Source organism: Rhodococcus sp. IEGM 1241 (assembly GCF_033142365.1).
GTDB lineage: Bacteria > Actinomycetota > Actinomycetes > Mycobacteriales > Mycobacteriaceae > Rhodococcus_F > Rhodococcus_F erythropolis.
In genome coordinates, this window is sequence record NZ_JAWLSE010000003.1 from 45170 (window position 1) to 56830 (window position 11661).

Annotated in this window: 12 protein-coding genes; 5 read left to right on the forward strand and 7 right to left on the reverse strand. The window is 62.0% G+C overall.

Features of this window, described 5'->3' with window-relative positions; genetic code table 11:
• Positions 1-77: 77 nt before the first annotated feature.
• The 3 genes from R4P70_RS15150 to R4P70_RS15160 all read left to right on the forward strand — a co-directional run bounded on the left by R4P70_RS15150 (position 78) and on the right by R4P70_RS15160 (position 2143).
• The gene (locus R4P70_RS15150) at positions 78-713 is read left to right on the forward strand and encodes a TetR/AcrR family transcriptional regulator (protein WP_020969397.1); all 636 of its coding nucleotides are present in this window, start codon (positions 78-80) and stop codon (positions 711-713) included.
• 96 nt (positions 714-809) lie between these two features.
• Positions 810-1307, forward strand: coding sequence for a nuclear transport factor 2 family protein (locus R4P70_RS15155; RefSeq protein ID WP_046378422.1), 498 nt, complete (start codon positions 810-812; stop codon positions 1305-1307).
• Complete coding sequence (locus tag R4P70_RS15160; RefSeq protein WP_020969395.1) at positions 1304-2143, forward strand: SDR family NAD(P)-dependent oxidoreductase; 840 nt, start codon at positions 1304-1306, stop codon at positions 2141-2143. The genes R4P70_RS15155 and R4P70_RS15160 overlap by 4 nt, the downstream gene beginning before the upstream one ends.
• Here R4P70_RS15160 and R4P70_RS15165 read toward each other — a convergent pair.
• On the reverse strand, positions 2105-3061 hold the full coding sequence (locus R4P70_RS15165) for a DMT family transporter (protein ID WP_021333002.1): 957 nt from the start codon (positions 3059-3061) through the stop codon (positions 2105-2107). The genes R4P70_RS15160 and R4P70_RS15165 overlap by 39 nt on opposite strands.
• Before the next feature lie 91 nt (positions 3062-3152).
• On the reverse strand, positions 3153-4448 hold the full coding sequence (locus R4P70_RS15170) for an aromatic acid/H+ symport family MFS transporter (protein WP_317830965.1): 1296 nt from the start codon (positions 4446-4448) through the stop codon (positions 3153-3155).
• 159 nt (positions 4449-4607) lie between these two features.
• Here R4P70_RS15170 and R4P70_RS15175 point away from each other — a divergent pair, with 159 nt between their 5' ends.
• A complete protein-coding gene (locus tag R4P70_RS15175) occupies positions 4608-5033 on the forward strand; it encodes a pyridoxamine 5'-phosphate oxidase family protein (RefSeq protein ID WP_317830966.1) in 426 nt (141 codons plus the stop codon).
• 76 nt (positions 5034-5109) lie between these two features.
• Here R4P70_RS15175 and R4P70_RS15180 read toward each other — a convergent pair whose 3' ends face one another.
• The 5 genes from R4P70_RS15180 to R4P70_RS15200 all read right to left on the reverse strand — a co-directional run bounded on the left by R4P70_RS15180 (position 5110) and on the right by R4P70_RS15200 (position 10853).
• Positions 5110-5889: a nuclear transport factor 2 family protein gene (locus tag R4P70_RS15180; RefSeq protein WP_021333004.1), complete on the reverse strand. Its 780-nt coding sequence runs from the start codon at positions 5887-5889 to the stop codon at positions 5110-5112.
• Positions 5886-7616 (reverse strand): acyl-CoA dehydrogenase, encoded by a 1731-nt coding sequence (locus tag R4P70_RS15185; protein ID WP_317830967.1) that lies wholly within the window; start codon positions 7614-7616, stop codon positions 5886-5888. The genes R4P70_RS15180 and R4P70_RS15185 overlap by 4 nt, the downstream gene beginning before the upstream one ends.
• 58 nt (positions 7617-7674) lie before the next feature.
• The gene (locus R4P70_RS15190) at positions 7675-8334 is read right to left on the reverse strand and encodes a rhomboid-like protein (RefSeq protein ID WP_070386971.1); all 660 of its coding nucleotides are present in this window, start codon (positions 8332-8334) and stop codon (positions 7675-7677) included.
• Positions 8335-8356: 22 nt separating this feature from the next.
• Complete coding sequence (locus R4P70_RS15195) at positions 8357-9028, reverse strand: O-methyltransferase (protein WP_020969392.1); 672 nt, start codon at positions 9026-9028, stop codon at positions 8357-8359.
• 79 nt (positions 9029-9107) lie between these two features.
• Entirely contained in the window at positions 9108-10853 is a 1746-nt protein-coding gene (locus tag R4P70_RS15200; RefSeq protein ID WP_020969391.1) for a proline--tRNA ligase, read from the reverse strand.
• Between the two features lie 55 nt (positions 10854-10908).
• Between R4P70_RS15200 and yaaA the strand changes: the two genes are divergently transcribed.
• On the forward strand, positions 10909-11652 hold the full coding sequence (gene yaaA, locus R4P70_RS15205) for a peroxide stress protein YaaA (RefSeq protein WP_007735009.1): 744 nt from the start codon (positions 10909-10911) through the stop codon (positions 11650-11652).
• Positions 11653-11661: the final 9 nt, after the last annotated feature.

Here is an 11661-nt window from a genome sequence, read left to right on the forward strand (position 1 = left end):
CTCGATGGTGAAGGTGCCTTAAGGCATCAATTGATTACTTAAGTCGAAACTAAGCTATCCGGTGATAACGTGTCAATATGTCGATCGGTGCAGCTGAACCACGTACCCGCAGGATGAGCGCACCGGAACGTCGCGCACTGGTCCTTGCCGCGGCAACGCGGGCATTTGCAAAGGGCGGATACTCCGGCACCAGCACGGACGCCGTCGCCAAGGAAGCCGGCGTCTCGCAGCCCTACGTCGTGCGCATGTTCGGGACCAAGGCAGATTTGTTCCACGCGGTGTTCACGCGTGCGCTCGACGAAATCGTCCGCACCTTCAACGACAAATTGGACACCGTCACAATCGATCCGAGCAATCCGCAGTTCTGGGCCGAACTCGGATCCGCCTACGGCGAGCTGGTCCTCGACCGGGATCTGCTGCTCGTCATGTTGCACGGCTTCGCAACCAGCACCGACGACGTCGCCGCCGTGTCCCGGACCGCCATGTCCGGCATCTACACCTTGCTGCGCGAGCGCACCGGTTGCACGCCCGAGCAAGCACGCTTGTTCATCGCGAACGGCATGCTGATCAACAATCTGCTCGCAATGATGGCACCCGAACACGCCGAAGAAGATCCGGCCCTCGGCGAACTCTGGGGCAGCGTCTTCAGCGACTCGACTGCAATCACTCTCACCGGCGACGAATCCTCGAGCGAAACCGACACCGTTTCCTGACCGGTCACTGGGAAAAACTACACACATGTGACTGAGGACACCCTACAGTCGATCCGACATGTCTCCGGGAAACCCAGACGAAAAGGACCGACGGTAGTGGATCTCGCACAACGCCTCGACGCGCTCGAACAGATCGAGGAAATCAAGAAGCTCAAACATGGCTACTGGCGAGCATGTGACGCCAAGGATCCGGTTCGGTTCCGCAGCAGCTTCATCCGTTCAGGAGCGTCGATCGACTACGGCCGTCTCGGCGCGTTCGACGACGCCGGGCCGATGGCGGACATCTTCGAGAAGATCGCTCTTCGCAAGGTCGACGGCCGGTACGCGGTACTCGACATGCATCACGGATTGCATCCCGACATCACACTGACCTCGGAGACGTCGGCGGTGGGGCGATGGACTCTGCAGTTCCGCCAGGTCGACACTGTCGGACGCACCGAGAAGTTGATGACCGGCGAATACGACGACAAATACGTAATCGAGGACGGTGTGTGGAAAATGAGTCAATGCCACTTCACGGAGACGTGGTCGATCACCACTCCCCTGTCCCCCGACAGTGAAATCGCCGAGGGTTCGTTGGGAGGCCCCCGATGACCACGTCGACAATCGGCAAAGTAGCGCTCGTGACCGGCGCGAGTAGGAGCGTCGGTAAAGGCATTGCACTCGCACTGGGAAGCGACGGCTGGACGGTGTACGTGACGGCGCGAGGAACCGTCGGCGCCGACGGCCCGCTCGATCGCACCGCGGCGGAGATCACCGAGCGCGGCGGTCACGGCATTGCCGTGCAGTGCGATCACGCCGACGATCAAAAGATCGTCGACCTGTTTGCACGCATCGCCGAGGAACAGTCAGGCCGCCTCGATCTTCTGGTCAACAACGTCTGGGCCAACCCGGCGGGCTATGCCGGCTTCGCCGATCCGTTCTGGAAGAGGCCGATCGACGATTGGGATTCGCTGATCGGAATCGGACTGCGCGCCCACTACGTTGCTTCGGTAGAAGCGGCGAAGTTGATGGTCCCCCGGGGCAGTGGAGTGATCGGCAATATCTCGTCATTCGGCACCCGCGGGTACCTGCACTCTGTCCTGTACGGGATGTCAAAGGCAGGTTTGGACAAGATGGCCGCCGACATGGCTGTCGAATTGAAGGGAACCGGCGTCACCGCACTTTCCTTCTGGCTCGGGTTGATCCGCAACGAGCGGATGGAGGCGAGTGGGATCGAGAGCTTCGAAGGCTTCTCACTGGCCGAGGCCGAAACCCCGGAATTCGTCGGCCAGGTCATCACTGCATTGGCCAACGATCCAGAAGTGAACGCGCGCAGCGGTCACACACTGATCACCGCCGAGACGGCCGTCGAGTACGGAATCACCGACGCCAACGGGAAACAACCTGCGTCACACCGCAGTGCCTTCGGTGGCGGCCCGCTTTTCTGAATCATCGGTGGCAGTGGTCGCGTCGCGTGCCGGCACAGCACGCGGCGCTGCCACTCGCGCCTTCAGGGCAAGCCAGGCACACCCGATGACGACGACGCCGCCGGCCACGATCGAGGGTGACAACGCCTCACCGAGTATCAGCGCCGACCAGGCAATGCTGAGCACCGGTTGAACCAACTGTGTTTGGCTCACAGTGGAAATGGGACCGATCGCCAGACCCCGGTACCAGGGAAAGAACCCGAGAAACATACTCACGCATCCCAGGTAGGCAAACGAAAGCCACGAATTCACATCGGCAGAAACCGGAGCCTGGGCCATGGACGCCACCGTCAACGCAATCGTGACCGGCAGTCCGAGAATCAATGCCCAGGCAATCGTCTGCCACGACCCGATCTCGCGGGCCAGCAACGCACCTTCCGAATATGCCAGCGCTGCACACACAACCGCGGCGAACAGAAGAAGATCAGCGAGATGAAACGAGCCGAGTCCGCCGTTTGCGACGGCCACGAACCCTACGACCGATACCGCGCCGGCGGCGCTTGCCCACCAGAATCCCTTACTGGGACGCTCTTTTCCTCGGACGACGGCAAATACCGCGGTCGCAGCGGGAAGTAGTCCGATCACGACTGCCGCGTGACTCGCCGGCGATGTCTGCAACGCAAACGTGGTGAACAGTGAAAACCCCAGTACCGCGCCAACGGTCACGAGTGCGATGCGAAACCACTGCCGAAGCGTCGGAAGCGTCGCGCGAGTAACCGACAGCATCACAATCGCAAGGGCCCCGGCAACGACGGCGCGGCCCGCGCCGACGAACAGGGGGTCGAGATCCGCGACGGCGACCCTCGTGAGCGGAACGGTGAACGAGAACGCCAGAACACCGAGCAAGCCCCACCACAAACCGGATCGAGACGATGGCATCGGTAGCGGTGCCCGTGACGTGACGATAGCGCTACTCTTCATACTCATATTCAACGATAGCAGTAGCGCACCAACCTGCGAAACTGGTATTTCAGGTGCGAACCCGTGTGCAGGAGATCGAAATTGCACCGAGCAGTCCGACGAGCGCGAAAGCGTAGAAGCCCCACGGCACGGCGTAACCCGCACCCAGGAGAACTCCGCCCAGAATCGGGCCACAGATCGCACCGACCCGGCCGACACCCGCCGACCATCCGAGCGCTGTCGCGCGAATCTGCGGTGGGTGATTGGCGCTCGTGAAGGCGTAGACCAGTACCTGTGCACTGAACACGAAGCATCCGGCGAGGAAGACCATCACGTAGATTCCGAACGACACCTTCACACTCAGAAGCGCCAGGAACAACGCTGCTCCCGTGAACCACACGATTGCTGCGGTACGCGGGCCGATCTTGTTCGCGACGCCCCCGGCGATCAACAGCCCGACGACGGCTCCGGCATTGAGGATCAGAAGGAACGTCAACGAGGCTCCGAGGTTGTAACCGGCCTCGCGCATGATCGTCGGAAGCCACGTGTTCAATCCGTAGACGAGCAGCAAGCCCATGAAACTGGTGATCCAGATGGCGATGCTGTTACGCAGGAACTTCGAAGAGAACAGTGCGCGAACGGGATTGGCGGCTTCGGCACGCCCAGCTTCGGACGTAGGCGCAGCCTCGAGCTCGACACCGTAGCGGGCAGCGATTTCCTCGGCCTCGGCACGCTTTCCGTGAGCGAGAAGGTACGACGGGGATTCCGGCAGAAACCGCAGCATGAGTGGAATCAGGACGACGGCAGGAAGTGCGCCGACAACGAACATCGCTCGCCAACCGAAAGGTTCGATCACGACGAGCGCCAGCGCGGCGGTGGCAACGGCGCCGACGTGATAGCCGGTCATCAGCATGGTCGACGCAGATCCCCCGCCTTGCTTCTTCGAGAATTCGTTGACCAGAGCCAATGCCGTCGGAAGGGCGCCACCCAGTCCCACCCCGGCGAGGAAGCGCAGCAGACCGAAGATGAACGGATTGGGCGCAATTGCGCACAAGAGAGTCAGAATCGAGAATGCGGCGACGGCGTACAGCAGCGCGCGGCGTCGACCGATGACGTCAGTGAGAGTGCCGATGACGAGGGCGCCGATGGTCATGCCGATGAGCCCGAAGGTCGAGATCATCGTGATCGTGCCGGTACTCAATCCCCACGCGTCGTAGTCGAGAAGCGAAGGAATGACCGCACCGAGTACGACCAGGTCGAATCCGTCCAGAAGCACAGCGATCCAACACAGCGGTGCTACCCACATTGCGGCACGCGCCCCAGGCGAACCGGTGATCGAACTCGATTGCGTATGCGGTGCGGTCATCGGATCCTCGACATTCACTGCTTGTGGGCGTTCGCTACCGGTTCAGATCCAGTAGTCCAGATCGAGATCTGTTCGCATTGCGAACGCATGTTCATAATGAGCACATCGATTGTGTACGGAGTCACAACGCCATGTCAAACGTCGCGGTAATCTCGAGGAATGGCACTCTCCGAAAATGAGCGTGAACAGTTCCTGGCCGAACCCCACATCGGGGCGCTGTCCGTAGCGGACGGCACCGAACGCGGTCCGTTGACCGTCCCGATCTGGTACCTGTATTCACCTGGCGGCAAACCATGGATCCTCACGGGCAAGGATTCACGAAAGACGCGACTCATCGAGTCGGCCGGGCATTTCTCGTTGATGGCCGAAAGGCTCGATCCGACAATCCGTTACGTCAGCGTCAGCGGATCCGTCGACAAGATCGTTCCGGGCACCGACGAGATGCTGGTCGAAGTCTCGCGGCGATACCTGACCCCGGACAAGGTCGACGGATATCTCGAATTCGCGCGATCGCAGTTGGGCGAGCAGGTAGCGATCTACATGAATCCGCAGCACTGGCTGTCTGCGGATCTCGGGGCGATCTGACAATTCTCAGAAAAGCGAAGGCTCGGCGCGCCGGAGTGGCGCGCCGAGCCTGACCTGCATTCGAGTGTTCTCGGTATCAGCTCTCGGTGAAAAAGCGCACCCGATTGAGGCGATGACCGCTCGCCTCGAAGCCGAACAGGGCGATGGCCGGTTCCCCGCACACGATTACGCTCGCCGTCACGGTGCGACCGGCAACCAGCATCTTGCTCTTCGTCACGCCGGTGAGCAGAGCGTTGACGTCGGCATTGGACAACTGCGTCCCCGCCGGAAGCTCGACGGGTACCGGCGGCGTTCGACCGACAGCGGCCGCATCGAGGAACCGCGAAGCCGCCTTCTTGCCTTTGTCTCCGACGCCGAAGATGCCACGCGAGAAACCGAGCGCTCCGCCGATCCCCTGGTTCGAGAGCAGCTGCGGGGTCAATTTCGCGGCAGCCTTCACCCCGGCAACGCCGGCAGTAGCGAGCTGGCTCAGCATCGTTGCCAATTCCCAATGCGCATAGAGGGTCCCGATCCGCAGGGAATCGGGCTCCCCCACCAAGTCGTAGCGCAAATGCATCGGCACGTCGAGGACGACTCCGGTCGACATCTCGGTAGCGAGGCTCAGATCGCGCCACACTGTGCGGCCGCACACGATATCGCGCTCGACGTGGAAGGTGATCGAATTGGGGGCGATGAACGTGTCGTAAAAACTCTCGATCGCCGCCTGCCCGTTATGCGGACGTGAACCTACAGGGTCGTTGATCTGGCCGTCTTCGGCAAACAGCGCAACCCAGGTCGAGCGATCATGCGCGCCGACGGCTTTCGGGGATCCCTCCACGACGGCCATCAACTGCTCACGTACCACCGGCGCGGTCATGCGCGCATCTCGTATGCACCGTCGTACGCCTTGACCTGCTGCCACACCCGGTCGAAGCGTTCACTGTCCACAACAGGCTTCCGCACTGCGGCCAAGGCCCACTTCTGCTGCTCGGGCGTCGACGACGGCTTTCCGTGCAGTGCGATCGCGTACCCCGAGAAGTCGCGAATCTGGAAGTCGAAGATCTGATCGACAACGTCGGCGTCGAGTCCGCTGATCTCGGCCTGCTCGAGAATCAGATGACCGTAGACGACGAGGGAGAACAGGTGCCCGACATTGAGCATGAAATCGAGATCCTTCTGCTGCTGCGCGTCCGGCGCTGCAGCAGTGAGCAATTCGGTGAGTGCGATCGCCTGCTCGTAGAAACGAGCGACGTTCGGGATCGAAGAGTGCTTCTCGTAGACGGGCTTCCACTCGTGGAACTGGATCTTCGCAGCGCCGCGGGTCGGTCCCTGATTCCAGAAGAACTCGTCGTCGGCTGCGTCGTCGCGCGTGACGATCTCCGGGAACTCCGCGGGGTTGAACAGGTAGTTCGGCAAGAACTTGAGGATCAGGCCGACGTTGACGTGGACGGTGCCCTCGAGCTTGGGCAGCGTGCCGATCATCTGCGCTGCTTCACGGAAGTACGTGGACTTCTCGTACCCCTTTGCCGCGATCACGTCGTGTAGCAACCCGACGACCTTTTCACCTTCCGAGGTGACCTTGGCCTTGGTCATGGGATTGAACAGCAGGTAGCGACGGTCTTCGAGGCTGGCGCTGCGGAAGTAGTCGACCGCCCGCGCGCTGAACTGTTTCATCGCGATCAGACGTGAGTACGCGTCGACGAAGGCGGCGCGTACGTGGGCGAAGTCCGTGACCGGATTACCGTAGAGGATTCGATTCTGCGCGTGAGTGATTGCTTCGAAGAACGCATGTTCGGTGATCCCGATGGAGCCGGTGCACAGGTTGAACTTTCCGACGTTGACCGTGTTGAGCGCGGCCTCGAATGCGGCGACGCCGGTGTGCAGAATGTCTTCCTCGCGCACCGGGTAGTCGTCGAGGCGGAAATTGCTGACGTACATTTGCCCGCGCAAGACATTGTCCACAAGCTGATAGTTCGGATGTGCACTGTCGGCGACGAAGAACACGTAGCCTTCGGGACCCTCGACGTCGGTACGACGCCCGAACACAGACACCATTCCGGCTACGTTGCCGTTTCCGATGTAGTACTTCTCGCCGCTCGCGCGGAAGGCGACGTCGCCGTCGGTGGGAGTCAGAAGCATGTCGGTGGAGTACACGTCGGCGCCGTGATCACGCTCGGAGAGGCCGAACGCCATGACGCCGCCGTCGGCAAGTTCCTGCGCTGCACGCTTCTTCGCTGCGTCGTTGTCACTCATCCAGATCGGTCCGAGTCCGAGGATCGTGACCTGCCAGGCGTACCAGTAAGCGAGTCCGTAGAAACCGAAGATCTCACTCAAGGCCGCGTTGCGGGCACCGTCCCAACGACGGTTCTCGTCACCGTCGGCGAATGCCGCCGGAGTCTGGAACGTCGCGAACAACTTCTCCTTGCCGACGAACTCGAGAAAGTCGGAGACCCACACTGCGTCGAGGTCGTCCTGAAGCAGTTGCTTCTTGCCGCGGCTCTCGAACCATTCGATGGTGGCTCGCAGCAAACGGCGGGTCTCCGGATCGAACTGAGCAGGGTCGTAAGTATGGGGGTTGAAGAGCAATCCATCGGTGCCAGACACGTCATTACCTTTCGTCGATGACGCTAAACTACCAGCGGGTAACTTTCCGCGGTGCGATTCATGGAAGACCTGCGATTCTTCGCGAATGCCACAGGTCCATCGGATTCCACGTGCCCGCCCGAGCACGCGTGATCGGATAGCACGCCAATCCCAGCAACAACGCAGACATGTGGCCGATGGCGGTGAAATTGGTGGCGAAAATCAGAGGTACACCGTAGAAGACCAACAGCCCCGCGAGATAGACGTATCGCCACGGATCGACGATGCGGTACACCAGAATCCCCATGATGCCGGCCAGACCGTAGCTCACTCCCACGTCGAGAGTGTTGACCGCCGACTCCGCCACGTATCCGTGCCGAATACCTTCGTACAGAACACCTTCGCTGATGTACGTGGCTCCGACGTGGGCGATGACGACAACACACAGCCACCGCCACGTCCCGAGCCAACGCTCAGCCGTTGCATGAAAGATGGTGAAGAGAACCAGGTATCCCAACCAACCGCCACCTTCGAGCCAGAAGGCACTCGAGAACAGGACTCGTAGCGGGTCTTCGGCCAGGTGATGCAGATTGGTCGAGCGCTTGCCGAGAAAACGCTCCTCGACATTGTCAGGCAGATGCCGCAGGAACAGCGTGGTGAACAGCAGGGCAAGCAACCAGACATAGGTACCGGGAGCACTGCGCACCCATCGCCATGCCGCCTTTGCTGCCCCCAGCATCCTCACCGCTTCGAGTCTGCGCTCACTCGTTCACTACTGCAACGGCAAACCCGTCCCACCCCTTCGAACCCACGGTTTGAATGGCGGTGCCGTCGAGTTTCGGCTCGGCCGCGATCATCTCCAACACCGCTCGACTCGCTTTGACGCGCTCGTCGTCGATATCCGGGTTGGACACATGTCCCCCACGCACCACGTTGTCCACGATGATGACGGTTCCGGGATGCGAAAGGGCCAACGCCCACCGCACGTACTCGGTGTTGTTCTCCTTGTCGGCGTCGATGAAGACCAAGTCGAAAGGTCCCAACTCTTCCTTCGCGATCGACGGGAGGCTGTCGAGCGCGGCCCCGACGCGGACGTCGACACGGTCAGCCAAGCCGGCGCGCTCGATATTCGCCCGAGCGACATCCGCATGAGTGGGATCGAATTCCAGCGTGATGACCTGGCCCGAGGGGCCGACCGCGCGAGCGAGCCAGATCGTGCTGTATCCGCCGAGCGTTCCGATCTCGAGGACATTGCGCGCCAAGCACATTCGCGCCAGAAGGTTGAGGAGCTTGCCCTGGTTCGGCGCCACGTCGATGGGCGGGAGACCGGCCTCGGAGTTGGCGGCGAGTGCCGCGTCGAGAACCGGATCTTCACCTACCAACGTGGAAACGAGATAGCCGTCGACTTCTGCCCAATCCGGTTCGCGTTCCATAGCCACGATTGTGGCAGAAAAGAAGGGCCGCCGCAGACACCTCGGAAGGTGGCTGCGGCGGCCCTGACGACTATTCGAATCAGCCGCGAACTGCGCTGATGATCTCCTCGATCGCCGAGTCGGCGTCGATCTCACGGCTCTCGCCAGTGAAGCGGTCGCGAATCTCGACCTTGCCGTCGGCCCAACCACGGCCGACGACAACGATCAGCGGAACACCGATCAGCTCGGAGTCCTTGAACTTCACGCCAGGCGACGCCTTACGGTCGTCGAGAATCACTTCGAGTCCGGCACGGTCGAGTTGCGCGGCGAGGCCTTCGGCGCCTTCGCGCGCGGTCTCGTCCTTGTTCGCGATGACGAGGTAGACGTCGGCCGGTGAAACCTCGGCAGGCCAGCGCAGACCCTTCTCGTCATGGTGCTGCTCGGCAATGACGGCCACCAGGCGCGAGACGCCGACGCCGTACGAACCCATGGTCGGGCGGACGGGCTTGCCGTTCTCGGCGAGGACGTCGACGGTGAAGACGTCGGTGTACTTGCGGCCGAGCTGGAAGACGTGCCCGATCTCGATACCGCGAGCCGAGACCAGCGTGCCGGCTCCGTCGGGAGAGGCGTCGCCGTCACGAACCTCGGCGGCTTCGATGGTTCCGTCAGGGGTGAAGTCGCGACCGGCAACGAGGCCGACCACGTGCTTGCCGTCTTCGTCGGCGCCGGTGATCCAGCTGGTGCCGTCGACGACGCGCGGGTCGACAAGGTAGCGAACACCGTTGGCCTGCAGAGCCTTCGGGCCGATGTAACCCTTGGCCAGGAACGGGTTGTTCTTGAAGTCGGTCTCGGTGATCATCACGAACTCGGCCGGCTCCAGTGAAGCTTCGAGGCGCTTTTCGTCGACCTCACGGTCGCCGGGGATGCCGATACCGAGCAGTTCCCACTCGCCGCCGGGCAGGCGGGTCTTGACCATGATGTTCTTGAGAGTGTCGGCGGCGGTGATGGTGCGGCCGAGGTCGGCACCGTTCGCCCAGTCCACGAGGGTGTCGATGGTGGGTGTGTTCGCGGTGTCGTACACCTTCGCTTCGGGTAGCCCGTCGAACGGAATGGAGTCGGGAACAACAGTCTTGACGGCCTCGACGTTGGCGGCGTAGCCGGATTCGAGGCAGCGCACGTACGTGTCTTCGCCGATCTCGCTCTCGGCAAGGAACTCCTCGGACGCGCTGCCGCCCATCGCACCGGAGGTCGCCGAGACGATGACGTACTTGACGCCCAGACGCGTGAAGATCTTCTCGTAGGCACCGCGGTGCGCCTGGTACGACTCCGTCAGGCCTTCGTCGCTGAGGTCGAAGGAGTACGAATCCTTCATGAGGAACTCGCGACCACGCAGAATGCCCGCACGCGGACGCTCTTCGTCGCGGTACTTGGTCTGCACCTGGTACAGGGTGACCGGGAAGTCCTTGTACGAGTTGTACTCACCCTTGACCGTCAGAGCAAAGAGCTCCTCGTGGGTCGGGCCGAGCATGTAGTCGTTGCCCTTGCGGTCCTTGAGGCGGAACAGGTTGGGGCCGTACTCGGTCCAGCGGTTCGACGCCTCGTACGGATCGCGCGGGAGCAGAGCAGGCAGCAGAATTTCCTGCCCACCAATGGCATTCATTTCTTCGCGGACAACACGTTCAACCTCGCGCAGCACCCGCAATCCCAGCGGCAACCACGAGTAGACGCCTGGAGCGATACGACGCACGTAGCCGGCACGAACCAGCAATTTGTGGCTGGCAACTTCGGCGTCCGAGGGATCGTCACGCAGGGTACGCAGGAACAGGTGGGACAGACGGGTAATCACGAGGTGTAAGGATAGTCGCCGCAGTCGGCCGAGCGGGCCTCGGTACGGTTACAGCGTGCTTGTACTGCTGCCTCCCTCAGAAACCAAGTCCGACGGCGGCAAGGATGCGCCCCTCGATCTGGCCGAACTGTCGATGCCACAGTTGACCGAAACGCGCGAATTGCTGGTTCAGACGCTGGTCGATCTGGCCGCTGACGTCGAGGCGTCGTGCGAAGCGCTCGGGCTCGGTCCGACGCAAGCAGACGAAGTGGAACGCAACGCCAAGCTGTGGGTGTCCGCGACGCGGCCCGCGCTGCAGCGCTACACCGGGGTGCTCTTCGACGCCCTCGACGCCAAGTCGTTCACCCGTGCCCAGAAGGCCAAGGCTCTCGATCGGATCGCGATCGGCTCCGCCCTGTTCGGTGCAGTCCGTGCGGGAGATCTGATCCCCGCCTACCGCCTTTCCGGCGGGTCCAAGCTGCCCGGGATGGGCACGCTCCGCTCACTGTGGAAGCCGGAACTGCCGAAGGCCTTGGCGGCCGAAGCCGACGGCCTTGTCATCGATCTACGGTCCGGCACCTACCAAGACCTCGGACCGGTTCCGGACGCACTGATCGCAACGGTCCTCACCGAGAAGCCGGACGGCACCCGCACTGTCGTCAGTCACTTCAACAAGCACCACAAAGGTCTGCTCGCCCGTGCGCTGGTGGTCTCGCGTGCCGAACCGACCGACATCAAGGGTGTTGCGCGGGTGGCGTCGAAGGCGGGCTTGCGCGTCGAAATCGCGTCGGAGCGTGAATTGATCATCCTGACGGATTGATGGCGTCGT